Origin of the sequence: Alcaligenes sp. GCM10023179 (genome assembly GCF_042653705.1) — a bacterium.
Lineage (GTDB): Bacteria > Pseudomonadota > Gammaproteobacteria > Burkholderiales > Burkholderiaceae_B > Alcaligenes > Alcaligenes phenolicus.
The window spans coordinates 876,612-900,613 of sequence record NZ_JBHSIQ010000001.1 but is presented as its reverse complement, the minus strand read 5'-3'; the positions used below and the strand labels follow the sequence as shown (position 1 = coordinate 900,613).

At 56.8% G+C, this 24,002-nt stretch carries 27 protein-coding genes; 13 read left to right on the top strand and 14 right to left on the bottom strand.

Translation table 11 applies throughout. The features are described from left to right. The 3 genes from aat to ACFPDR_RS04025 are packed head-to-tail and all read left to right on the top strand — an operon-like array spanning window position 1 to window position 2,556. A complete protein-coding gene (aat, locus tag ACFPDR_RS04035) occupies window positions 1-729 on the top strand; it encodes a leucyl/phenylalanyl-tRNA--protein transferase (protein ID WP_035271930.1) in 729 nt (242 codons plus the stop codon). 48 nt (window positions 730-777) lie between these two features. Next, window positions 778-1,500, top strand: a complete 723-nt coding sequence (locus ACFPDR_RS04030) for an arginyltransferase (protein WP_060186979.1) — start codon at window positions 778-780, stop codon at window positions 1,498-1,500. A 21-nt stretch (window positions 1,501-1,521) separates the two neighbouring features. After that, window positions 1,522-2,556 (top strand): quinone-dependent dihydroorotate dehydrogenase, encoded by a 1,035-nt coding sequence (locus ACFPDR_RS04025; RefSeq protein ID WP_302357859.1) that lies wholly within the window; start codon window positions 1,522-1,524, stop codon window positions 2,554-2,556. A 134-nt stretch (window positions 2,557-2,690) separates the two neighbouring features. Here the strand turns inward: ACFPDR_RS04025 and phaP are convergent, their stop codons facing one another. The 4 genes from phaP to ACFPDR_RS04005 form a co-directional block, all read right to left on the bottom strand. Next, window positions 2,691-3,290 (bottom strand): TIGR01841 family phasin, encoded by a 600-nt coding sequence (gene phaP / locus ACFPDR_RS04020; RefSeq protein WP_009460089.1) that lies wholly within the window; start codon window positions 3,288-3,290, stop codon window positions 2,691-2,693. A 244-nt stretch (window positions 3,291-3,534) separates the two neighbouring features. Beyond that, a complete protein-coding gene (locus tag ACFPDR_RS04015; RefSeq protein WP_035271925.1) occupies window positions 3,535-4,284 on the bottom strand; it encodes an IclR family transcriptional regulator in 750 nt (249 codons plus the stop codon). Between the two features lie 121 nt (window positions 4,285-4,405). Then, window positions 4,406-5,215, bottom strand: coding sequence for a competence/damage-inducible protein A (locus ACFPDR_RS04010; RefSeq protein ID WP_257723629.1), 810 nt, complete (start codon window positions 5,213-5,215; stop codon window positions 4,406-4,408). Further along, window positions 5,205-6,023: an EI24 domain-containing protein gene (locus ACFPDR_RS04005; RefSeq protein ID WP_035271921.1), complete on the bottom strand. Its 819-nt coding sequence runs from the start codon at window positions 6,021-6,023 to the stop codon at window positions 5,205-5,207. Before ACFPDR_RS04005 ends, ACFPDR_RS04010 begins: the two co-directional genes overlap by 11 nt. A 73-nt stretch (window positions 6,024-6,096) precedes the next feature. On the opposite strand from ACFPDR_RS04005, the gene ACFPDR_RS04000 reads away from it, so the two are divergent. Then, the gene (locus ACFPDR_RS04000) at window positions 6,097-6,486 is read left to right on the top strand and encodes a thioredoxin family protein (RefSeq protein WP_009460093.1); all 390 of its coding nucleotides are present in this window, start codon (window positions 6,097-6,099) and stop codon (window positions 6,484-6,486) included. Here the strand turns inward: ACFPDR_RS04000 and ACFPDR_RS03995 are convergent. The 3 genes from ACFPDR_RS03995 to ACFPDR_RS03985 form a co-directional block, all read right to left on the bottom strand. Beyond that, window positions 6,466-7,842 (bottom strand): DEAD/DEAH box helicase, encoded by a 1,377-nt coding sequence (locus ACFPDR_RS03995; protein WP_080748056.1) that lies wholly within the window; start codon window positions 7,840-7,842, stop codon window positions 6,466-6,468. The genes ACFPDR_RS04000 and ACFPDR_RS03995 overlap by 21 nt on opposite strands. A 113-nt stretch (window positions 7,843-7,955) precedes the next feature. Then, a complete protein-coding gene (locus ACFPDR_RS03990; protein ID WP_009460095.1) occupies window positions 7,956-8,291 on the bottom strand; it encodes an AzlD domain-containing protein in 336 nt (111 codons plus the stop codon). After that, the gene (locus ACFPDR_RS03985; RefSeq protein ID WP_009460096.1) at window positions 8,291-8,977 is read right to left on the bottom strand and encodes an AzlC family ABC transporter permease; all 687 of its coding nucleotides are present in this window, start codon (window positions 8,975-8,977) and stop codon (window positions 8,291-8,293) included. Before ACFPDR_RS03985 ends, ACFPDR_RS03990 begins: the two co-directional genes overlap by 1 nt. 285 nt (window positions 8,978-9,262) lie before the next feature. On the opposite strand from ACFPDR_RS03985, the gene ACFPDR_RS03980 reads away from it, so the two are divergent. Continuing rightward, window positions 9,263-9,475, top strand: coding sequence for a zinc-finger domain-containing protein (locus tag ACFPDR_RS03980; RefSeq protein ID WP_021446957.1), 213 nt, complete (start codon window positions 9,263-9,265; stop codon window positions 9,473-9,475). Window positions 9,476-9,541: 66 nt separating this feature from the next. After that, on the top strand, window positions 9,542-10,672 hold the full coding sequence (locus tag ACFPDR_RS03975) for a YheT family hydrolase (protein ID WP_266109087.1): 1,131 nt from the start codon (window positions 9,542-9,544) through the stop codon (window positions 10,670-10,672). A 28-nt stretch (window positions 10,673-10,700) separates the two neighbouring features. On the opposite strand, the gene ACFPDR_RS03970 is transcribed toward ACFPDR_RS03975, so the two are convergent. The 4 genes from ACFPDR_RS03970 to ACFPDR_RS03955 form a co-directional block, all read right to left on the bottom strand. Next, window positions 10,701-12,194, bottom strand: coding sequence for a M48 family metalloprotease (locus tag ACFPDR_RS03970; protein WP_035271918.1), 1,494 nt, complete (start codon window positions 12,192-12,194; stop codon window positions 10,701-10,703). 17 nt (window positions 12,195-12,211) lie between these two features. Continuing rightward, a complete protein-coding gene (locus tag ACFPDR_RS03965) occupies window positions 12,212-13,066 on the bottom strand; it encodes a cytochrome c oxidase assembly protein (RefSeq protein ID WP_009460099.1) in 855 nt (284 codons plus the stop codon). Between the two features lie 33 nt (window positions 13,067-13,099). Then, complete coding sequence (locus ACFPDR_RS03960; RefSeq protein ID WP_003803097.1) at window positions 13,100-13,435, bottom strand: hypothetical protein; 336 nt, start codon at window positions 13,433-13,435, stop codon at window positions 13,100-13,102. A 340-nt stretch (window positions 13,436-13,775) separates the two neighbouring features. After that, on the bottom strand, window positions 13,776-14,225 hold the full coding sequence (locus ACFPDR_RS03955) for a hypothetical protein (protein WP_258866198.1): 450 nt from the start codon (window positions 14,223-14,225) through the stop codon (window positions 13,776-13,778). A 126-nt stretch (window positions 14,226-14,351) separates the two neighbouring features. Between ACFPDR_RS03955 and ACFPDR_RS03950 the strand changes: the two genes are divergently transcribed. From ACFPDR_RS03950 to ruvA, 6 genes are all read left to right on the top strand, one after another. Beyond that, window positions 14,352-15,512: an FAD-dependent monooxygenase gene (locus ACFPDR_RS03950; RefSeq protein ID WP_115634019.1), complete on the top strand. Its 1,161-nt coding sequence runs from the start codon at window positions 14,352-14,354 to the stop codon at window positions 15,510-15,512. A 96-nt stretch (window positions 15,513-15,608) separates the two neighbouring features. Next, complete coding sequence (gene dusB / locus ACFPDR_RS03945; protein ID WP_035271912.1) at window positions 15,609-16,604, top strand: tRNA dihydrouridine synthase DusB; 996 nt, start codon at window positions 15,609-15,611, stop codon at window positions 16,602-16,604. Between the two features lie 55 nt (window positions 16,605-16,659). After that, a complete protein-coding gene (locus tag ACFPDR_RS03940; protein WP_003803089.1) occupies window positions 16,660-16,899 on the top strand; it encodes a helix-turn-helix domain-containing protein in 240 nt (79 codons plus the stop codon). Window positions 16,900-16,925: 26 nt separating this feature from the next. Next, window positions 16,926-18,518: a bifunctional phosphoribosylaminoimidazolecarboxamide formyltransferase/IMP cyclohydrolase gene (gene purH / locus ACFPDR_RS03935; protein WP_376910599.1), complete on the top strand. Its 1,593-nt coding sequence runs from the start codon at window positions 16,926-16,928 to the stop codon at window positions 18,516-18,518. 1 nt (window position 18,519) lies between these two features. Continuing rightward, window positions 18,520-19,065 (top strand): crossover junction endodeoxyribonuclease RuvC, encoded by a 546-nt coding sequence (gene ruvC, locus ACFPDR_RS03930; RefSeq protein ID WP_003803085.1) that lies wholly within the window; start codon window positions 18,520-18,522, stop codon window positions 19,063-19,065. A gap of 18 nt (window positions 19,066-19,083) precedes the next feature. Next, window positions 19,084-19,665 (top strand): Holliday junction branch migration protein RuvA, encoded by a 582-nt coding sequence (gene ruvA, locus ACFPDR_RS03925; RefSeq protein WP_083053148.1) that lies wholly within the window; start codon window positions 19,084-19,086, stop codon window positions 19,663-19,665. A gap of 72 nt (window positions 19,666-19,737) precedes the next feature. On the opposite strand, the gene ACFPDR_RS03920 is transcribed toward ruvA, so the two are convergent. After that, window positions 19,738-20,697, bottom strand: a complete 960-nt coding sequence (locus ACFPDR_RS03920) for a threo-3-hydroxy-L-aspartate ammonia-lyase (RefSeq protein ID WP_009459790.1) — start codon at window positions 20,695-20,697, stop codon at window positions 19,738-19,740. Between the two features lie 201 nt (window positions 20,698-20,898). Here ACFPDR_RS03920 and ruvB point away from each other — a divergent pair, with 201 nt between their 5' ends. Beyond that, on the top strand, window positions 20,899-21,969 hold the full coding sequence (ruvB, locus tag ACFPDR_RS03915) for a Holliday junction branch migration DNA helicase RuvB (RefSeq protein ID WP_003803078.1): 1,071 nt from the start codon (window positions 20,899-20,901) through the stop codon (window positions 21,967-21,969). A gap of 19 nt (window positions 21,970-21,988) precedes the next feature. On the opposite strand, the gene ACFPDR_RS03910 is transcribed toward ruvB, so the two are convergent. Together ACFPDR_RS03910 and pyrC are read right to left on the bottom strand one after the other, a co-directional pair. Continuing rightward, window positions 21,989-22,774, bottom strand: a complete 786-nt coding sequence (locus tag ACFPDR_RS03910; protein ID WP_376910596.1) for a hypothetical protein — start codon at window positions 22,772-22,774, stop codon at window positions 21,989-21,991. An 87-nt stretch (window positions 22,775-22,861) separates the two neighbouring features. Continuing rightward, complete coding sequence (gene pyrC, locus ACFPDR_RS03905; protein WP_115634020.1) at window positions 22,862-23,920, bottom strand: dihydroorotase; 1,059 nt, start codon at window positions 23,918-23,920, stop codon at window positions 22,862-22,864. Window positions 23,921-24,002 lie beyond the last annotated feature (82 nt).

Sequence of the window (24,002 nt, the reverse complement as noted above, 5' to 3'; positions counted from 1 at the left end):
ATGTCGCTTGTATGGGTCGCTCCTGATCAGGCCCTGCCCAGCCCTGAACACGCCAGCCCCGAAGGGCTGGTGGCTGCCGGTCTGGATTTAAGCGTTCCACGCCTCCTGGAAGCCTATAGCCAGGGCATGTTTCCCTGGTACAGCCCTGGCGACCCGGTTCTGTGGTGGTCTCCTGATCCGCGCATGGTGCTGGAGGTCGATCAATTCAAGATTTCCCGCTCCCTGGGCAAAAAACTGCGCCAGATTGCACGGCAGCAAGATCAGGACGACGCCCCTATCCGAGTCACCTGCGATCTGGCCTTTGAGCAAGTCATAGGCCAATGCGCCGCCCAACGTAGTGCGACCGGCACCTGGATCAGCCCGGATATTGAGCAGGTCTATACAGCTTTGCACCACAGTGGCTACGCCCACAGCGTAGAAACCTGGATGGACGGCAAGCTGGTCGGCGGTTTGTATGGGGTGAATCTGGGCCGCTTTTTCTTTGGCGAATCCATGTTTGCCTTGCAAACCGATGCCAGCAAGATCGCCCTGGCCCATCTGGTGGAGTTTCTGAAGTTCGCGGGCATCCCGTATATAGACTGCCAGCAAGAGACATCGCATCTGGCCAGTCTGGGTGCCAGCCCCATCCCCCGGAAAGACTTTATGGCTGCCCTGAGCTGGGCCAAAGATCAACCCAGCCCGGTCTGGCCGCGCGGGGCATTGCAACTAGGCCTGCCCCCAACTTGCTAGGCTGGCGCGAGCATCCCATAATGGCTCTATCACGCTTGGCAGAGTCGCATGAATTATCCCAAAGCACCCAGTCCCCAAACGCTGCAATTCTATTCCACGGCCAGCTATCGTTGCAGTTACCTGCCAGAACAACAGGCACGCTCGCTGGTTGCCGCTCCTGCTCACCTGATTAACGACACGGTTTACTCCAAGCTGGTCCAGCAAGGCTTTCGACGCAGCGGCACCTTCACCTATCGCCCCTATTGCGACCAGTGCCGCGCTTGCCTGCCCCTGCGTTGTGACACCCTGCATTTTCAGCCCGACCGAGCCCAGCGCCGTGCCAAAAAACGCCACGGCAATCTGGTCGTACAAGATCTGCCCCTGCACTGGAATGCCGAACACTACGAGCTGTACCGCCGTTACCAGGCCAGTCGACACCCCGGCGCCGGCATGGACGAGGACGATCAGTCCCAGTACGCCCAGTTTCTGCTGGCCAGCCATGTCACTTCGCGTCTGCTGGAGTTTCGTGAGCCCGACGGTACCTTGAAAATTGTGGCCGTCATCGACGTGCTGCAAGACGGGCTTTCCGCTGTTTATACCTTTTTTGATCCCGACGACACCGGCAGTCTGGGCACCTACGCCGTGCTCTGGCAGTTGGACTATTGCCGTCAACAATCCCTGCCCTGGCTCTATTTAGGCTACTGGATCGAAGAAAGCCGTAAAATGGCCTACAAAACCCGCTTTCGCCCCTACCAGCTCCTGATAAAAGGTCGTTGGGAATGGCTGGCTTAACGTCCTCTTTTATCGATCCCCATGTCTGCCCTATTCAGCCTTTATCCCTTGGCTCGCCGGGTGCTGTTCAGTCTGGATGCTGAACACGCTCACGAACTGACTCTGAAATCCCTGCATTGCGCTCACCAAACCCCTCTTTTAGGTAGTTTGCTGAAAGACCTGCCCAGCAAACCTCTGGAACTGATGGGCCTGAAGCTGCGCAACCCTGTGGGTCTGGCCGCTGGCCTGGATAAAAATGGCGCACATATCGATGCCTTGGGCGCCCTGGGTTTTGGTTTTGTCGAAGTTGGCACCGTGACTCCAAAAGCGCAGCCCGGCAATCCCAAGCCACGCCTGTTCCGCCTGCCTGAAGCCAATAGCCTGATCAATCGCTTCGGCTTTAACAACCACGGCCTGGATACCTTCATTGAAAATGTGCGCAAAAGCCAGTTCCGCTCGCAAGGCGGCATTCTGGGTCTGAACATTGGCAAAAACGCGACTACCCCCATTGAGCAGGCCGATCAGGACTATCTGACGTGTCTGCGTGCGGTCTACCCCCACGCTGATTACGTTACTGTGAATATCTCCTCACCCAACACGCAAAACCTGCGTGCCTTGCAGGCTCAGGATGAACTGGCCCGTCTGCTCGGTTCCTTGCAAGCGCTACGTACGGAATTGGCACAAGAGCACCAACGCTATGTGCCTATCGTGGTGAAAATCGCTCCTGACCTGGATCAATCGCAAATTGATGCCATTGCGGACACGGTTCCCTCGCAAGGTCTGGACGGCATTATTGCCACCAATACCACCTTGTCGCGCGATGCCGTACAGGGTTTGCGTCACGCTCAGGAGCAAGGCGGCTTGTCCGGCCCACCCGTGCACGAATTATCCTTGAACGTCATTCGTCGTCTGCGCGAGCAACTAGGCCCCGACTTCCCGATTATTGGTGTGGGTGGTATTGAATCTGGCCGTCAGGCTCAGGAAAAGATCCAAGCCGGAGCCCAAGCAGTACAGCTATATACTGGCTTGATTTACAAAGGCCCCGCCCTGATCTCCGAGTGCATTCGCGCCCTGTAAAACGCAACGTGCCCGCGTGACGCGGGCACTAGCATCCTGAAGCAAGTTCACTACTGGCACGGCAAGCAAGAAAAAAGCCAGCTCGATGAGCTGGCTTTTTCTTTAGCGCCTGATTAAATCAGACCAGCAAAGACTTACTTCTTGCTGGTAGCAGCCGTTGCCGCAGCGGCAGCCGCTTCAACGGTTTTATTGCTGGCTTCGGTGACTTGAGCAGCAGCTTTCAGGCTGGCGTTGGTAGCAGCCTGGATGTTGCTTTCAGCAGCATCAGCAGCTTGGCGAGCAGCCTTGACAACGGTTTCAGCCGCGTTGGAAGCCGTGGCGAAGGAAGACTTCAGCAAAGCAACAGCGCTTTCGGTACCGGTAGGTGCGTTTTTGGCCAGCTGGTCGATAGCGTCAGCAGCGTGCTGTTGACCTTGAGCCAGTTGAGCTTCAGCGATGCGCGACAGGTTCAGTTGCAGATCGGAGAAGATGTCGTAAACGCTTTTGCCGTATTCCAGAGCCTGGGCAGCATTAGGCTTGGCCACGCTCTGCGACAGGGCCACAACGTCTTGCACGTCTTTGGCGTTGATAACTTGCTGGGATTGGCCAGCCGCTTGTTCCAGCGAGCTGCGCAGCAGATTCAGGTTCAGACCAACCAGCTTTTCAAAGCCTTGCAGCAATTGACCTTGAGCAGCGAACAGGTTGTTCAAAGTAGCTTGTTGGGATTCCAGTACGTTTTGTGGAATAGCACTCATGATGTTTTCCTTGGAGATACGTGGCCTGGGTCAAGCCAGCGTGAAATTAGTGTCAGTGTTACTAGACAAGGGTCTGAAGAAGGCCCGGCCCATTCGCAACTACGCAAGGCAAACCTTCTATGTTGCACCGCAACAATTCAACTTTAAGCGCTATCCAAAACAAAGTCAACGTAATTTGTTGCGCTGCAACAAAACCGTCATGGACTTGTAATCAAGACTGGAAAAACAACACTAAAACACAGACTTAACGCTGTTTGTCGTATCCCAGCGTTTCGGAAATTTTAGCGGCGGTATTCAGCAAAACGGGAATCCAGTCGTCGTGCAAACGCTCGGCCGGAGCAGATAAAGACAGACCGGCCAAAAGCTTGCCGGTGTCGTCATACACACCAGCCGCAATACAGCGCACACCCATCTCCAGCTCCTCGTTATCGCGGGCATAGCCCAGACGACGAACTTGCGCCAATTCGCGCTCCAGCAATTCCAGTTGAGTAATGCTGTTACGAGTCGCACCGGCCAGGCCAGTACGCATGACGTAGGCTCGCACCTGACGCGGTTCCCAGGAAGCCAGAAACAGCTTGCCGGTCGAGGTCAAATGCAAAGGTGCATGGCCACCAATGGCGCGCACCACCTGCATACCCGAGCTCTCGCTCCAGGAACGTTCCACATAGACAATTTCATCGCCCTGCTGCAAGGACAGATTCACCGTTTGTCCGGTGTACTTGTGCAGCTCGCGCATGGGGGCCAGGGAAGCCGCACGCACATTCAGACGGCCTTTAACCAGGGAGCCCAGCTCCAGCAAACGCATGCCCAGTCGGTATAAACCGCTGTCCACGCGCTCCACATAACGTCCCACCACCAGATCGTTCAGGATACGGTGAGTGGTTGAGGTATGCAGGCCAGTTGCAGCCGCCAGATTCTTCAATGCCACTGGCTCAGATTGCTTGGCCAGTTCGTCCAATAGAATCATGGCGCGTTCCAGAACCTGGATCGACATCTGACCACCATTGTTTGACGACGCGCCTGAGGGCGTAAAGGAATTTGTTGTCATTATTAGGAGAATTATGATGCAACGCAACAAATTCCATAATATGAAATGGTCGCGCGCTTGGCAAGCGCTATTTTAGCGCAGGGCTCAAGCTCCCGCCCAAGTCCAGCACCTGCTGGCGCAAATAGGCCAAGGCCTCTGCCGCCGGTTCCGGCTCCCCTTTAACGCCCAGATCAATATGTGGCTGTCCGCCCGCTTCCCCCACGCTGGGCAGGCTAAACGCTTTCACACCTGGCCAATTCAGCTCTACATGCTCCATGGCCGGCGTAATACGCGACTCTGGCAAGTTAAAGGCCAGGAAAGAGTGTTCGACTCGATGAGCCAGATGGTGCAGTTCCCGATAGCGAGTATCCAGCGTCCACTCCATCATGGGCCAGGCCATCACAGGGAAACCCGGCATGAAGGTGTGATTGTGAATGAAAAAACCGGGAATCTTGTTGTAGACGTTGGGCACAATTTCGGCACCCACCGGGAACACACCCATCTGCAGACGCTGCTGGTTCTCGGGCAAGGACATATCTGCACTACCCACGCCATTACGCTCATTTTCAGCACAGCGCTCAGCAATCAAGGCTGCGGCCTCGGGATGCAGCTTCAGCTCCACACCCAAAGCCTTGGCCGCCGCCTGGCGGGTCTGATCATCCGGTGTCGCACCAATCCCACCACAGCAAAACACAATATCCGGCGTCGCAAAACTGCGCTCCAGGGTGGCGGCAATCGTATCCAGATCATCAGGGATAATCTGGGCGCCCCCCAGTTGCAAGCCCCTGGCCCCCAGCAGCTCGATCAGTTTTGAAAAGTGTTTATCGTAGCGACGTCCCGACAGGATTTCGTCGCCAATAATAATCAGACGAATAATGGCTTGATCCTTAGTTGTCATGGTCAATAAGCGTAGTAGAAGCCGCTGCTGCCTCGTGCTGGCGCAGGCGACGAAGATTTTCCAAAGAGAAGTGGGCAAATACCAGAGCCGAGAACACAGGCAAGACCAGCCAGGCCGGTGGAATCAGGTTCAAAAGGGCAAAGATCAGGCCGATCAACCAGTACTGGCTATTCAGACGGGACCACAGATACTTGCGCTCTTGCACATTCGCGTGCTCAACCAGGGAATCCACCCGCAACATGCGCGTCAGGGCAAAAACCCACCACAGCACGGGCAAAATCAGCGCAAAAGGAGGAAAAATCCATAACGGCAAGGTGACCAGCCAACCCACTACAAACAAGGTTCCCACCCACACCGCGTTCCAGACGCTGTAGACCGTGGCATTGTGGCCTTGCTTGATCAGATCGGGATAGTCTTTCTGCTGCAAATGGCCCAGGACCAAAGGCATGACCAGCACAGCGGCAATAATCAGGCCCAACACACCGGCCAGAGGCAACAAAATCCCTAAAGCCAACAAGGGCGCCAGATACACTTTCAGCGAGAACAGGCCCAAGCCCACCAACCACTGATCCACGGATTCAAAGGCATTCCAGCCCCCCAGCAGCTCCAGCAACCAGGTCTGAATGGGGGTCCACAATAGCCAGCTCAGTAAAATCAGGCCCACAAACATGATCAGGAAAGGCATGACCAGGGCCACCAGCATGCGTGGCTGAAATTGCGACACCAAAGAACGCTTGAAGGCGATGGAGATGCTGGCCCAACCACCAGCAGGGCCCGATCGCGATGGGGCAGACGAAGATACGGACATACTGCTCCTGCTAAGCAAAATCGATTACCCGAGTATCATAGACACAGTCGCTTCTTTTTGTCTGTATGAAATTATGGCCTTGTTCAACGCCCAACACGATCTGACCGCCCTGGCGGCCCACCTGCAAGCCGAACCCGATGCTTTGTTGATTGCCTGTTTCTGCGCCGAATGGTGCAAAACCTGTCAGCAGTATCAACCCGCTTTTGAGGCTTTGGCCACACAGTTTCCCCAGGCTTGCCTGATCTGGATTGATATTGAAGAGCAGCCCGAGCTAGTGGGCGATGAAGATATTGAAGATTTCCCCACGCTGCTGATCCAGAACGAAAATGGGACCGTTTTCTACGGTCCCATGCTGCCTCATATCGAACATCTGGAGCGTCTGGTGCACAGCATCTCCGAACGCAGCCCGGTCGTTGATGCCGGGCCTGGGGATTTGCGCGCCTTAGTAGCGGCCGCCGCCTAACAGCACACCCACCGAACGCTTGCGCGTTGTATTGGAAGGAGTCGTCACCGCTGGCTTGGGCGCAGCAGCGGTCGATGGCTCGTAAGGCTTGAGGAAAAATTCATCCACGGGTGGCGTGTTCGACTGATACGAACGACGCTCGCCACGCTCGTGACGGTTGGAACCGGAACGGGACGAGGAGGCAGCCGCTGGCAGATCCAGCTTCAGACGTGGCACAGCCGTGCCAATCAGCTTCTCAATTTCTTGCAGCAAATGCTCTTCATCAGGAGCCATCAGGGCAATGGCTTCACCCGAGGCGCCAGCACGACCAGTACGGCCAATACGGTGCACATAATCTTCAGCGTTGTACGGCAAGTCCACGTTGATCACGCAGGGCATACCGGCCACGTCCAGACCGCGGGCGGCCACATCGGTTGCCACCAATACATCCACACTGCCGCTCTTGAAGGCGTCCAATACCTTCATGCGCTCCAGCTGGCTTTTATTGCCGTGGATGGATTCCGCCTTGATGCCTTCACGCTCCAGATAGCGGGCCAGTTGACCAGCACCAATCTTGGTATTGGAAAAGACGATAGTCTGGGTCAGCTTCTTGGTCTTGATCAGATGCGCCACGGCACGACGCTTCTCGTCAGCCGACATGGGGTACACCACCTGAGTGACCGTCGATGCGGTCGCGTTGCGGGCAGCCACTTCGATCTCGACCGGATCATTCAGGAAGTTGCGGGCCAGCTTGCGGATTTCCTTGCTGAACGTCGCCGAGAACAACAGGCCCTGACGATTCTTGGGCAGCAAGGACACAATACGGTCCAGATCGGGCAGGAAGCCCATATCCAGCATGCGATCAGCTTCATCCAGCACCAGAATGCTGACCTGGCTCAAGTTGATCGTGCGCTGATCAATGTGATCAAGCAGACGGCCTGGGGTGGCGATGACAATTTCAACACCACGGCGCAGGGCCTCTTTTTGCGGTCCAATATCCACACCACCGAACACTACCGTCGAGCGCAAGGGGACCGATTTGCTGTAGAGCGCAATGCTCTCGGCCACCTGGTCGGCCAGCTCGCGTGTTGGTGTCAATACCAAAGCCCGCACCGGGTGGCGGGCGGGCGAAGCGCTGGTCGTGGCGTGCGCCATCAGACGATTCAGGATAGGCAAGGAAAAGGCTGCCGTCTTACCTGTACCCGTCTGGGCTGCCCCCATGACATCACGGCCGGCCAGCACCACGGGAATCGCCTCGGCCTGAATAGGCGTAGGCTTGGAATATCCCGCCTCGGTAACGGCGCTTAATATTCCAGGGTGCAGACCGAAATCAGCAAACGTAAGGTCATTGGGGGTCGAAGGAGTTTTATCTGTCATGTACGCAAAAAGTCGGCTTGCCACCAGTGGCAAGCATTTGTAACAATCCTATTTTAACTTATGCCCGCCTGCCTCACAGCAGTCACGGGCATGTCAGTACTCGGGTCAGGATTTTATGGCATCACGGCACGTATCAGCCAGAACGCCACCATCCCGGCCACGATTACCCAAACAGCGTTACGGGTACGGATGAACACCAGCACAGCCACCAGGCTGGCCAGAGCTTTAATATCCAATCGGGGGGTGTCGCCGTAAGCCCAAGGCAAAAGTTCCGGGATAATGATTGCTGCCAGGGCAGCTACCGGAGCAAAGCGCAAGGCGCGCCGCATACGTTCGGTCAGGGGCAGCAAATCACCAAACATGAAATAGCCGGAGCGGGTGAGCAAGCTGCACAACACCAACAGGGCGATTGCACCCAAAACGTACCAATCATACTGCCAATCGCTCATCACCGTGCATCCCTATGCCGTTGCAGTTGTTCTGCCGCCACGCCAGCCAGCACTCCGCCAAGCACCGCTGCCACCAGCCCCAAACGCAGGGGCAGCGCCTGTCCGACCCATGCAATCACGCTGGCCGTAATCAAACAGGCCCACATGGCACGGTTATTGACCAAGGGAATCAGGAGCGCCAGCAGGGCCAGAATGGCCGCAAACTCCAGCGACCAGGAAGGCGGCACATAGGCACTGAGCACAATGCCCGACAAGGAGGCAATCTGCCAGCTTAGCCAACCAGGCAGGATGATTCCCAGGTAATACCAAAGATGCTCGCGCGAGCCGCGCTCTTTGGAGTCGCCATACTTGGACATGAACAGCACAAACACCATATCACTGGTGATATAGCCCAAGCCCAGGCGTTTCTTCCAGCTCAGATGACGAAAAAAAGGCTGCAAGGCCGCTCCAAAAATAATGAAGCGAATATTGACGATGAACCCGGCAGTGAAAATCAACCACAAGGGCGCGTGGGACTCGATCAGCGGCAAGGCCGTCAGCTGGGCCGAGCCCGCATACACAAACAAGGTCATCAAGGTGGCTTCAAACCCGCTCAAGCCGGACTTGACCATGGCCACGCCCGTTACAAAGCCCCAGACCACAGTGGCAATCAAGGCGGGAATGAAGTCGATGAAACCGGCGCGCATGTGTACACGATCCTGTGCACTAGGCAACAAGGCCGATAATCTTGTGATGGCTGACACGCCGTCTCCTGAGATGTGCTGCCCGCAAGCTGTAAACAGCGGCGGCAGCTTTGCTTATGATTTTTCTTATTCTAGAAGCAAAACCGAGGCACGAACATCTTGCTCTGTTGATAAGGTCAAGAAAAAACAGGCCGGGTCTTGCTACAATCGCTAGTCTACGCACGTAAAGTTCGGCACCGCCGTTGCGTGCACGGTATTCTTACCTCTCTCATTGTTATCAGGAACCTTATGAGCGCCGCTATCGAACCTAAAAAAGCAGATCACGAACTGATTATGGTCGGAGCCGACGATCTGCCCGTGCACTGCCCCCGTCCAGGTGGCACACTGTGGAACATGCACCCCCGCGTGTATATCGATATCAGCAAGACCGGCGAAGCCGCTTGCCCTTACTGTGGTGCCCGCTACCGCCTGAAAGAAGGCGAGAAGGTTCACGGTCATTAATTTCTGAATCTGGCTTCGTTGGACCCCACTGCTCCCCCCTCTGGCAATGCGATAGAGCCGGGCCCTGTGCCCGGAGCTGACGCGCAACCCTGGCGTCATGCCGATACGGTTGCCCGTCTGGATTCCAGCGCCTGCCCCCTGCCCGCCTGGTTGCCTGGCGGACACATACAGACCATTCACGGGGCATTTTTTGCCCGCCATCACCATATCGCCTTTGTCCGTCAAAGGATTGATACACCCGATGGCGACTTCCTGGACCTGGACTGGACCGGGCCTGGTCTGTTTGCCGACAAGCTGGCCAACGGCGCCACCGCCCAACCCGACGCCCATCTATCCCGCACCGCCGCCCGCCGCTGGATGCAGCCCCAGGATTGGGACAGCCTGCCCAGCACGGCCGATACCCATGCCCTGGTTCTGTTTCACGGGCTGGAAGGCAGCAGCCGCAGCCATTACATCCAGGCAATCGCCCAGTACTTCCGCGCCCGCGGCTGGATTGTGGTGGTCGCTCATTTCCGGGGTTGCTCGGGCTTCCCAAATCGCATGGCACGTGCGTATTACTCGGGTGACTCGGAAGAAATCAGCTTTATCCTGAATACGGTTCGAGGCCATCTTCCCAATGTGCGCTGGCACGTAGCTGGTACCTCGCTGGGCGGCAATGCCATGCTCAAGTATTTGGGGGAAGCGGGTGATGAAGTGTCCTGGTTGCAGGCATGTGCATCTATTTCGGTACCACTGGATCTGGTCGCTTGCGGCCGCTACCTGTCCGAATCCCGAATGGGCCGCTGGTTTTACTCGCCCTATTTTCTGAAAAGCATGCGCAGCAAGCTGCAGGACAAGGCCCACCGTTTTCCAGGCATGGTCGATACTGCCCGCTTGAATCAGGCCCGCACCATACGCGACTTCGACGACATTTATACCGCGCCCATGCACGGCTTCAGCCATGCGCTGGATTACTGGACGCGCGCATCCAGCAAGCCTTTGCTGCGCAATATCAAAATTCCTACGCTGGTTTTGAATGCTCGCAACGATCCTTTCGTGCCGCACACCAGTTTGCCGACCATTCAGGACTGCTCGGACTCCATCCTGCTGCATCAACCTGCCGAAGGCGGGCACGTCGGTTTCATCACGGGCAGTATTCCCGGCAATATGGGTTGGTTGCCTGCAAGGCTAGCCCGCTTCTTTGAAACCAATAGCTAAGATCAGCTAAAGCGGGCCTGCGGGCTCATCAGGAGCGGAAACGCTCCAGCAAGATACGCTCACTTTCCACACGTTCACGCAATTGACGAATCTGCGTATCCAGCTCGGATTGCTGATAGAAGTCCTGGGTCAAATTGCGCGCCTGCTGCAATTGCTCCACAGCGGTAGGCAGAGCCCCCACTAATTCATAGTACTCAGCCATGGCACGTCGGGCCTTTACACCGTCGCCCAAACGATCATAGGTTTGTGCCAGCAACTGATGCAGCTGGGGTTCATCAGGCCATTGCTTGATACGCTCCATCAAGAAAGCCTGCGCCTGATCGTTTTGCCCCAATTGCTGCAAGACCTGCACATAAGCCAAAGCCACCCCTTGGCTCTTGGGCCAACGCTGCCAGGCCTGCTTGGCCAAATTCAAAGCACCTTGCACATCTCGATCGGCAATCGCAATGCGTATACCCAGGGTATCCAGCTCCGGAGCCTGGAATTTGCCCTGTCCCCGCGCTTCGGTCAGATGCGCACGAGCCTGTTCATAATCCTGACGGCCTTGCGCAATATAGGCCAGACCGTACTGCGCCGCAGAGCGCTCCAGATCACTTTGTGACTGGTTCGTACTTTGCAGCGCCTGTTCCAGAACACGCAAAGACTGCCCACCCCCAGCCTGCATCACCATCAACTTCGCACGGATATACCAGAACGAAGGGGTGTCCTGATAATTACTGGCTGGCAGACCGCGCACCCGGTTACTGATGTCCGATTCACGCTGCTGAGACATGGGGTGAGTGCTGGCGTACTCATTGGCTGTGGCGCGCTCATTCAGACGCGAAGCCGCGGCCAGACGCTGAAACATCTGCACCATGCCTTGTGGCTCATAACCAGCCTTGAGCAGCATCTCGAAACCGACGCGGTCAGCTTCTTGCTCGGCCTGACGAGAAAAACCCAGCTGCCTATCCACGGCCGCTGCTTGTCCGAAAGCAGCCGCCCCCATAGCCAGATCACCACTGCCCGCCAGGGCCCCCAACAAGGCTCCGGCCAGAGCAGCAATCAGCAAATGGTTGCTTTGCGCACTTTGGGTAATACCGCGAGCCACGTGACGTTGCGCTACGTGGGCAATTTCGTGAGCCAGCACCGAGGCCAATTCGGACTCGGACTGTGAAGCCGTGAACAGCCCGCTATGAATACCGATATAGCCACCGGGCAAGGCGAAGGCGTTGATGCTGCTATCACGCAGGGCAAATACCGTCACTGGCTGCGCCATGGCAGGACCGTACTGGGCCAGCTTGCGGCCCATATCCGTCAAATACTGATTGATATCCGGGTCCGAGACATAGTCGGGTGAACGCCTGCCCTGCTCCATGATGGCATTGCCCAAAGTCCGCTCCAAAGCCGGAGACAACTCGGCACCCGAAGCTGCTCCCATTGAAGGGATGCCCACAGGCTGCGCCTGCACAGGCAACACTGAACCGAAAGCCAGCGACAAAGCCAGACATAGAGAAAGCGCGGAACGGGCGGGTTTAAACTGCATGGATACTCCCGACAAAATCAATTGGCCCTGACCATCATAGCGCTTGTCCGCTTGCGAGATTCTGGCAAACGGTGACGCGCTGACAGGCGCATCAAGGTGCCCAAGGCATACAAAAGGCCAAACACTTCAACCAGACCGGCCAGCACCCACATAATCAGGCCACCCATGACCTGATCAGCCAGCGCATCCATACCCGGAATGGCACGACCGCATAAATCGAAAATCGGATAAAGGTCGTATTCAGTAAATGTGATGATGGCGCCCACAATCATCTGTGGCACCATCGTAATAACCGGCGAAAGTATACGCCCACCCACCGACAGCCGGGCCGGTGGTGAAGGCCGACGATCCAGAATCAGGTTCCAGTACATGATCCCGCTGATGACCACAGACCAGTTCATCAAACGGTACAAACGCCAGTCCAGCATGGAATAGAACTGCACCGTAGGCAGCATCCAGATCAGGACCAGGAAAACAAACAGAAAGGCGACCAGTATCGGGTTGGTCAGGACAGCCTGAACACGTCGGCCACTGGGTCGGCGCAACCATTGAGCCAAAGCCCGCCGCCAGCTCAACGGCAGCCCCGCACGCAAGGTTTGACCGGGATAGGCACCCATCAGGAACAAGGGGCCCAGATGATGCAAGATCAAATGCTGGGCCCGATGGATGAAGAACATGCGCTCGGCGTAATAGTCCAGGCGCGTGTGCAAGGAAAGGTAGAGGAGAATCAGGCCAATCCAGAAGAAGGACTGGCGCAAAAGATTGGGGCGGTGTACTTGCCGCCCCCGGACGTACAAAGCGATGACCAGCAAGAAGGTCAAAAGCAGAACAGGAGAAAACTCCCAAGGTGTCAGCCAGTCGAGCAAGGACATAGCAGCGCCATCCGCAACAAATCCAGTTGCGGTTTAGTTTATAGCAATACGCTCCCGCCCTGCCCACTTCACATTCAGCACACCGGGATAATCCCGAATCAGTCGGGCACGCTGCATCAGTTCTGCACGCAGTTCAGGCGGGCAAGTCAAGGTCACGCACGCGGTATCGTGCGTATCGGAATGGTCTACCTGCACATTGGCCACGCGGATGCCTGCGGTATTCAGGTCCGAGTAAATACGACGCCGGATCTGGGCCAGATCGCCACGAGGGCAGACAACCGTCAAACGGGAGACGGACAAAGGGGCACGAGCACGCAGGGCAGAAGCCTGGATGCCGGCACGGCGCAAAAAGAGATCAAAAATACGCATACATTCCCCCTATTGCACATAAAAGTTGCAACACATCAGGATTCGGAAAGCCAAAGGCTTTCTAGAGAATGAAATGGCGGGGAATTTAAGGCAGCAGAACAGCCGCCTGAGACACCACGCCCTGAAACTTCCAGGACGCGGCAAGCTGTGAAGGAATCAGCGGGCCTGAACGCGCCTGGACATAGATAGGTCGAACATAGATCGACTAGCACTGTCGCCGGGGTCGGGATTCACCACACAGCTCCTATAAAACCAAAGAACCCGTATTGTAACGTGCGCAAGGCAGCGCCACAAGGGCAGCCCTGTGAAAAACCTTTACTTTACAAGGCACTTGATGTGTTTAATACACAGACAAATCCAGCCAGCCCATGTAGCGATAAAAGGCCATGATGATATGTACCAGCCAGAACAGGCTGATGTTGGCAAAGGCAACCGTCGAGACCACCGCCGTCAGGACGCTGGGCCAGCCATGCTGATTATGTTGCTCGCTTTGCGGGTTGTAGAGGACGTCAAACTTTTCGGGGCTACGCAGCGCCAGAATCACGGCCTCGATAATCCCGGCACTGACTGGCAAGATCAGCAAATTGGGAAATAACGAATCCAGCCCCTGCTGAAACACCAGCGTTCCCAGAATGGCCAGGCCAGTAAACACCAAAGGGACATACCAAAAGCGTCTGCCCAGATAGCGATGGTGCGCACCCACCATACCTAATAAAAGAGACAGCCACGCGGCGGTGACTTTATGGCGAAAAGGTTTGGTCTGTTCAAATGACAAAGTCTGCTGAGACATGCAGGGCATCCAATCCGGGCTTGTGCTGCCAGCCATTGCGCACAGCTGTCATTTGCTTAAAGCCAATTTGACAGCCACCTTCCCGTACAATACCTGAATTACTTCCTTGCCGTCATGAGGTCCCCCATGAATGCCACCGACTACGACATCGCCATTTGTGGCGCCGGTCCCGTAGGCGCATCTTTGGCGCTAATGCTGGCTGCCCAGCACCCAAGCCCGTCACGCATTGCCGTTCTGGGGAAAAACTTCGATCTGGCCAGCACCGAACATGCTCAGGGCGATCCACGCACGCTGGCCCTCAATCACGGCAGCCGTCGTCTGATTCTGAATCAGCTCAAAGCCTGGCCCGAGCGTGCCGCCCTGATGCGCACCGTGCATGTTTCCCAAAAAGGACGCCTGGGTCGCTGTCTGATTCAGGCCGCCGAACTGGGCGTACCTGACCTGGGCGCCGTGGTTCATTACGATGATTTGCTCTGGACCTTGCACGCCCGGCTCCGGGACAGCGGCGTTACGCTACTGCCCGCTCAGCAAGCCCGCACCCACTCCGCCCCCAAACAGATTCTGGTCGACCACGATGCGGGTCAGGCCACAGCCTGGATTGCCGTACAGTGTGATGGCGTCCGCCCTACCGGCGTGCGACGCGATTATGGTCAACATGCCTTGTTGACGACGGTGCGCGCCAGCCAGCCTCAAACCGGCTGGGCCTACGAGCGCTTCACCGAGCACGGCCCCTTTGCAGCTCTGCCCCACCCTGACGCTCCCGATCTATATGCCATCGTCTGGTGCAATAGCCCGGAACGCAGCCAATCCTTGGCCGAGCTGCCTGTTCAAGAGTTCCAGGCCGCCATGCTGCAAGCCTTTGGAGAGCGCCTGGGACATCTGGAGCTGGTGTCCAAGCGTCATATCTTCCCGCTTGCCTTTCATGCTGGCCCCAGTCGCTTGTCCGAACGCCTGCTGGCAGTAGGCAATGCCGCCCAGACCTTACACCCGGTTGCCGGTCAGGGTCTGAACCTGGGCTTGCGTGATGTCGCACAATTGTCACAGTGTCTGGCCGCCTGGCAAGCTGATTGCAGCCAGAACCCCGATCCCTTTTTGGCCCGCTATGCCCGTTTGCGTCGCCCGGATCGCTGGTTGACCGCTGCCATCACCGACACCTTGCCGCGTCTGTTCGCCACCAGGAATCCATTGATCCAGCATGCATGTGGTCTGGGACTGTTGGCCATGGACACCCTGCCCTTCGCCCGGCAGCCATTTGCCCGGCAGCTGCTGCAAGGAATGCGCGCCTAGGCCCACCTGCGTTACAGGCCCCGATGCGGGGCCACCCCTTATTCTTCTTGTAAGTCCTTGCCCACGAACCCGTGTCGCAGGGTTAAAATCTTCCCCATGCGTATCGGCCCCTGGACCCTTCCTAACCCTATTTTCATTGCCCCCATGGCTGGAGTCACAGACAGACCTTACCGTCGTCTGTGCAAGACGCTGGGCGCCGGTTATGCCGTCTCGGAAATGGCCGCCAGCAACAAGCGCTTGTGGGACAGCGTGAAAACATCACGACGTCTGAATCACGAGGGTGAAGCGGATCCGGTGGCTGTACAGATTGCCGGTTCAGACCCTGAAATGATGGCCGAAGCCGCTGTATTCAATATCGGCAAAGGTGCTCGCATCATTGATATCAATATGGGTTGCCCGGCCAAAAAAGTCTGTAACGTGGCCTCGGGCTCCGCCCTCTTGCGTGACGAGCCACGCATCATTGAAATCCTTGAACACGTTGTCAAGGCATGTACTCCCTACCAGGTTCCGGTTACACTCAAGACCCGCACCGGCTGGGATGCGCAATCGCGCAATGCTGTTCGTATTGCCCGCTTGGCCGAGGATATCGGCATCGCCGCTTTGACTCTGCATGGCCGCACCCGCTGCGACTTCTACCAGGGCCACGCCGAATACGACACCATACGCGAAGTCAAAAACAGCCTCTCTATTCCGGTCATCGCCAATGGGGATATCGATAGTCCCGAAAAGGCAAAATTCGTACTAGAGTACACCGGAGCGGATGCCGTCATGATCGGTCGAGCCGCGCAAGGACGACCCTGGATTTTCCGGGAAATCCTGCATTACCTCGAACATGGCGAACATCGTGCAGCCCCCACCTTCGGCGAACTGCGCGATTGCATGATCGAACACCTGCAAGACCATTACGCTTTCTATGGGCAGCACACTGGAGTACGTACTGCCCGCAAGCATATAGGCTGGTATTTGTCGGATATGCCGGACTCCCGACACTGGCTGGACCAGATTAATCGTATCGAAAACTGTGCAGATCAATTAGAAGCCATTACTCACTGGTTTCAAGAATGCGACCTGGACCAGCCCTACCTGCAATAACAGACAGCTGTGTGGCTCTTTTGTATTTAAGTACTACGTATACCTTCAGAAAAAAATGTCAACGACCAACCCACTAGAACAGTCCGTACGTGAACGCCTCGAACGCTACTTCGCCGATCTAGGCGAATCCGAGCCACGCGATCTGTTGTCGATGGTCATCTCCTGCGTGGAACGGCCTGTCCTGCAAGTTGCCCTGGAGAAATCCGCGGGCAACCAATCCAAGGCCGCAGAAATGCTGGGCATCACGCGTAGTACTTTGCGCAAGAAGCTCAGTGCCCACAATCTGCAACCCTGATTCCTAACTCTCACGTCTCACCTTCCATGAAAATCCAGACAGCTCTTCTCTCTGTCTCCGACAAAACCGGTATTGTCGAATTTGCCCAAGCACTCGCCCAACGCGGAGTGCGGCTTTTATCCACTGGTGGCACCGCCAAGCTGCTGGCCCAAACTGGCCTGACAGTTACCGAAGTGGCCCAACACACCGGTTCGCCAGAAATTCTGGATGGCCGTGTCAAAACACTGCATCCAAAAATTCACGGTGGCCTGCTGGCGCGTCGCGACAGCGCCGAACATTTGAAGACTCTGGAAGAGCACGGCATTGACCGTATCGATCTGCTGGTCGTCAACCTCTACCCTTTCCGTGAAACCATTGCCAAGCCGGGTTGCACCTTTGCCGATGCGGTAGAGAACATTGATATTGGTGGCCCCGCCATGTTGCGCGCTGCTGCCAAGAACCACGGTACGCCTGAAGGCGGCGCCTGTGTGGTAATTGACCCTGTCGATTACGAACGCGTGCTGGCTGATATGGATAGCCCTGCTGGCCACCCTTCTTACGGCCTGCGCCTGGAACTGGCCGCCAAGGTTTACGCCCACACCGCCGCTTACGACGGTGCTATTGCGGCTTACCTCACCAGCCTGGCTCAGGCCGAGCCTGCCCAGGACAGCGCCCCCGAAGTGAACACCTGGCCCAATGTGCTGACCATTCAGCTCAAACAGGAACAGACTCTGCGCTACGGCGAGAATCCGCACCAAAGCGCGGCTTTCTACACAGACGGCACCATTGGCGAAGGTCTGCTGGGTCGCTACAAGCAGCTGCAGGGCAAGGAACTGTCCTACAACAATATTGCTGACGCCGATGCCGCGTGGGAATGTGTACGCAGCTTTGACGCGGGCGCTTGCGTCATCGTCAAGCACGCCAATCCTTGCGGTGTAGCTCTGGGCGAAACCGCCGAGGAGTCCTATCGCAAAGCGTTCCAAACTGACCCAACGTCGGCCTTTGGCGGCATTATTGCCTTCAACCGTGAAGTGGACGAAGCCGCTGCCCAGGCGATCAGCAGCCAGTTTGTAGAAGTGCTGCTGGCACCATCCTACACGCAAGGTGCTCTGGACGTGTTTGCCGCGAAAAAGAACGTGCGCGTGCTGAGCATTCAGCCCGGTCAGGCTCACAACGCTTTCGACGTGAAACGTGTCGGCGGCGGCTGGTTGGTGCAAACGCCCGACACCTTCCGCGACAACACCGAAGCCTTCAAGGTCGTGACACAAGTACAGCCCACCGCCCAGCAAATGCAAGACATGCTGTTTGCCTGGAACGTGGCCAAGTACGTGAAATCGAACGCCATCGTGTTCTGCGGTCAAGGCATGACCCTGGGTGTAGGCGCTGGCCAGATGAGCCGTGTGGACTCTGCCCGCATCGCCTCCATCAAGGCTGAAAACGCTGGCTTGACCCTGCAGGGTTCGGCGGTTGCGTCCGACGCTTTCTTCCCCTTCCGTGATGGTCTGGATGTAGTTGCCGAAGCAGGCGCCACCTGCGTGATTCAACCCGGCGGCAGCGTGCGTGATGACGAAGTCATTGCCGCCGCCAACGAGCGTGGTATTGCCATGGTCTTGACCGGCACACGCCACTTCCGTCACTAATATGCGAATCCTGGGCATAGACCCTGGCTTGCGTCGCACTGGTTTCGGAGTGATCGACGCCCAGGGGCCCAGCTTGCGCTATGTGGCCAGCGGGACCATCGTGGTCCCGCCTGATCTGCCTCTTGCTGAGCGGCTAAAGCTGATTCTGACTCACATCACCGAGGTGATTGAGCAAAGCAAGCCCGATACCTCTGCCATCGAAAAAGTCTTTGTAAACAGCAACCCTGCCTCTACCCTTTTGCTGGGGCAGGCACGGGGCGCCGCTTTGTGTGCGTTGGCCGTAGGCGGCCTGGATGTACATGAATACACAGCGTTGCAGATCAAGAAAACCGTCACCGGCAGCGGCCACGCTGCCAAAGAACAAATCCAGCTGATGGTCCAGCGGCTCTTGCAGCTGAACGGCCTGCCCGCACCGGACTCGGCCGACGCTCTGGCCTGCGCCATCAGTCATGCTCATCACAGCAGTGTGGTGGGCGGCCTGCAAAAAAGCGGAGCCATCACCACCGGGCCGCGCCGTCGCATTCGCGCTGGCCGGATCTTGGGTTAACTCTCCAGAAGGAATGTCATGATAGGTCGCATCCGGGGTACCTTGATCGAAAAACAGCCGCCTACCATCTGTGTGGATGTGGGGGGGGTCGGTTATGAAATCGATGTACCTATGAGTACGCTCTACCAAATGCCAGAGCTGGGCGCACAGGTCAATCTGTTCACCCATCTGGCTATTCGTGAAGATGCTCACGTGCTGTTTGGCTTTTCCAGCCTGAACGAGCGCAGCACCTTCAAGGCCCTGATCAAAGTCACGGGCATTGGTGCCCGCACCGCCCTGTCCTTGCTTTCGGGCATGAGTGCTGAAGAACTGGCCGATGCTATTACCCGCCAGGAGACTTCCCGTCTAGTGAAGATTCCAGGCATAGGCAAGAAAACCGCCGAGCGTCTTTTACTGGAACTGCGTGGCAAGCTGGGTGCAGACCTGGGCAGCAGCGGTACAGTCAGCGCCGTTCCCAATAGCCGTGATGATGTGCTGCACGCATTGGAAGCATTGGGCTACTCCAACAAGGAAGCCAGTGTTGCTGTCAAAGCCTTGCCAGATGATATTGATGTGTCAGAAGGGATCAAGCAAGCGCTGAAATCGCTGTCACGCGCTTGAGACGACACTGCTATGTATAAAAAGTCGGACCGTTCATATGAACGGCCCGACTTTTTTAAACTATTCCATTTATCAAGCGAGCAGACGCCCCAAGGCGGATACATCCACATTCCCACCACTGATCAGTACGCCAACCTTGCGGCCTTGCAAATCACCCTGACGCATTACCGCCGCGGCACCCAAGCAACCTGTAGGCTCCACAACCATCTTCATGCGTTCTGCAAAGAAACGCATGGCCTGAACCAGCTCGGTATCAGGCACCGTCAAAATGTCCGTCACCATGCTGCGAATCAACTCAAATGTCATCGGTGCCAAAGCTTGGGTCAGCGCCCCATCAGCAATGGATGCAGGTGGCGCAATCTTGACGATCTCCCCACTACGCAAGGACTGCTGGGCATCATCCCCTGCCTGCGGCTCAACACCAAAGACTTCACAAGCCGGTGCCATAGCCTTGGCGGCCAACAAGCAGCCCGACAGCAAGCCACCGCCCCCTAATGGAACATAGAACTGCTGCAAGTCCGGCACTTCCTGAAGCAGCTCCAGTGCCGCCGTCCCCTGCCCCGCGATCACATCAGGATGCGCAAAGGGAGGAATCAAGGTCAGCCCTTCACGCTCGACCAGCTCTTGTGCAATTTGGGCACGATCTTGGGTCAAGCGATCGTACTCGATCACTTTGGCACCGTAGCCACGCGTTGCCGCCAATTTGGCAGCCGGAGCATCCGAATTCATGATGATGGTGGCCGGTATCCCCAAGAGCTTGGCCGACAGGGCCACAGCTTGCGCATGATTGCCCGAGGAAAAAGCGACGACCCCTGCTTTTTTCTGCTGCTCGTTCAACTGCGCCAGCGCATTGAACCCACCGCGAAACTTGAAAGCACCAATACGCTGAAAGTTCTCGCACTTGAAGTAGACTTCGCCATTCAGGCGCTCGTTCAAGGTTGCGGAAGTCAAGACCGGTGTGCGGTGTGCCACAGGCGCCAAGCGTTCAGCGGCGGCTACAACATCAGCAAAATCAGGTAATTCCAGGGACATGGCTAAAATCTCGATTAAAAACTCCAACCCACATTATGCGCGATGCCATGCGAAGCAGCCTAGCGCTGGCCGGACAAATCCAGCCTGGCTGCTACGGATGACCGATTTGCCCACGCATTCCATGCACACTGCCATGTGCCCTGATACTCAGGCGGTGGGTGCTTGGTGTACCATACTGTATATTCAATCAGCGTAGTCATCATGGCCATACATTCCGATTCGCTCTCCAGCCTGCCTTCTGAACAGCGCATCATTACGCCCAAACCCTTGTCACCCAACGAAGAGTCCATCGAACGCGCCTTGCGACCCAAGATGCTGGAGGACTATGTCGGGCAAGCTCGGGCGCGCGAACAGCTGGAAATCTTTATTGCGGCTGCTCGCCAACGCCAGGAAGCGCTGGACCACGTCTTGCTGTTTGGCCCTCCCGGTTTGGGGAAAACCACGCTGGCCCACATCATTGCCCATGAAATGGGCGTGAACCTGCGCCAGACTTCCGGCCCCGTGCTGGAGCGCCCCGGTGATCTGGCCGCCTTGCTGACAAACCTGGAACCTAACGACGTCCTTTTTATTGACGAGATCCATCGCCTGTCTCCCGTCGTCGAAGAAATTCTGTATCCGGCACTGGAAGACTTTCAAATTGACATCCTGATTGGCGAAGGCCCGGCAGCACGCAGCGTCAAACTGGATTTGCAGCCCTTCACCCTGGTCGGTGCCACGACTCGTGCCGGCATGTTGACCAACCCCTTGCGTGACCGTTTTGGCATTGTGTCCCGTCTGGAGTTTTATGACGTCAAAGACCTGACGCATATCGTGGCGCGCAGTGCCGGGTTACTGAATGTCAGCACGACGGATGAAGGCACCTACGAAATTGCCCGCCGCTCGCGCGGTACCCCGCGTATTGCCAACCGACTTCTGCGCCGAGTACGCGATTACGCCGAAGTCAAAACCGGCGGCATCATCCATACCGAATGCGCACAGGCTGCCCTGTCCATGCTGGAAGTGGATCCACAAGGCCTGGATTTGATGGACAGAAAATTGCTGGAGGCCATCGTGCATAAATTCGACGGTGGCCCGGTTGGGGTAGACAGCCTGGCGGCTGCCATTGGTGAAGAACGCGACACGATCGAAGATGTGATCGAACCCTATCTGATCCAGCATGGTTTTTTGCAACGCACCCCAAGAGGCCGCATTGCTACCCTGAACACCTGGCGTCACCTGGGGCTCACGCCGCCACGCAACACGCAGGGTCAGGATCTGTTCGACGCAGAATAAGCGCTTAGCCCCGGCGAGCCTAGGGGCGGAACACCAACAGCAAGGTAATCGCAATCGACACGGCGGCAGCCAGCAGCAAGGCTGTCAGCCAGTGTAAATGCGTGAAGGTCAACGCCAGCGTGGTGCAAAACCCTGCCAGACTGCCTGTTCCCCACAAGGCCGAACGCAACGTCGCGACCAAGCTGGCTGCACCCAAGGTTTGGTGAATGGTCACAGCGACCACGGTATAGCCAATGGGAAAAGCCATGATCAGCCCCGACAAGCTCGGCCCCAGCAAAGAGCTGCTGGTGGTCACGATAGCAACCAGAAGTCCTGCCAAGGCCCCTCTGAATATCAGCAAGCCCCAACCCGCTTTTGCTTTGCTGGTCCCTTTCATGCCGGCCAGACGACGCGACACGCGCAAACTGAACGCAGTCACAGCAATAAACAAAGCCAGCCCCAACACAGGTTGCACGGGCATGAAGGACAAGAGCAAGGCGGCCACCGCCCAACCAGCGACCGCACACAATAAGGTGCGCCAAGGCGACAAGGTGGGAGCACAAAGAATGATGAGCAGTAAAAACAGCTGAGTCGCACTAAGCGAATACACGGCATAGGTTGCCGCCTGCTGCACATAATCGGCGGGGAACTGCTGGGACAGAAAATAGAAGCCGGGGCCCAACACCATGGGCAAACCCGCCAGAGCACCACCAATCAATGGGCCAAATGCGCCCACTGACCACGACACCAGAACAACAACCAAAGCGGTGGCGGCCATGCGGACTGCCAAAGCAGACCACGCCACATCAAGAAAAGCAGTTTCCACGACGGTATCTCGCGGTGAAACCAGGTATCCAGAGCAGCCTGACTCAGCGCTAGTAAAGACGCTGGAGCCAGGCGGCTTCTGTCATCCTTAGCTCACCACACTCCAGTCCAGGGCTTGACCGGCAGCCAGAGGAATCAACGGCTCACCGGCCATCTCCACAGACCCGGGGATCGTGAACTGGCTGCGCTGCAAGGTCATTGTTCCTTCATTGACGGGCAGACCGTAGAAAGCAGGGCCATTCAAGCTGGCAAAGGCTTCCAGGCGATCCAGACGGCCAGCCTTGTCAAAAGCCGATGCGTACAGCTCCATCGCGTGCAGTGCGGTATAACAGCCCGCACAGCCACAACTTTGTTCTTTGCGGCTACGCGAGTGTGGTGCACTGTCTGTACCCAGGAAGAAACGATTGCTGTCGCTGGTGGCAGCATCAACCAGGGCCTGGCGATGCTTCTCGCGCTTCAAGACAGGCAAACAGTACCAGTGTGGCTGCAAACCGCCTTGGAACAAAGCATTACGGTTATAGAGCAAGTGATGGGCGGTGATGGTTGCGGCAACCGGGCCTTCCGCCTGGCTCACATAGGCCGCGCCCTCTGCCGTGGTCAGGTGCTCAAACACCACTTTCAGTTCGGGGAAGGCCTTGCGCATGGGGATCATCACACGCTCGATGAATACGGCTTCCCGGTCGAACAAGTCGATGCTGGGGTCTGTGACCTCTCCGTGCATCAGCAAAGGCATACCCGATTCCTGCATCTGGGCCAGCACCTTGGAACAGTTCTTCAACAAATCTGTCACGCCCGCGTCGGAGTTGGTGGTGGCACCGGCAGGATACAGCTTGACGCCATGCACAACTCCGCTTTCCTTGGCACGGACAATTTCCTCTGGCTGAGTATTGTCGGTCAGGTACAAGGTCATCAAAGGCTCAAACTTGCCAGCGTACTCAGTTTTGGCCAAAGCGGTCAGGATACGCTCGCGGTAGGCCAGAGCCTGTGCCGTTGCGGTAACGGGCGGCGTCAGGTTGGGCATGACGATAGCCCGGTCAAATTGTGCCGCGGTATGGCCCAAGACCGATTCCAACACAGCGCCATCGCGCAGGTGCAAATGCCAATCATCAGGACGACGAATGACCAGGGTATCCACAGTAGGGCTCATATCTTTACTCAATATCAAACAAAGGCCCGTGCTTTGAACCGTCAATAAAGCAACAGGTGCCACAATTGCCTTTCAGCAGGCC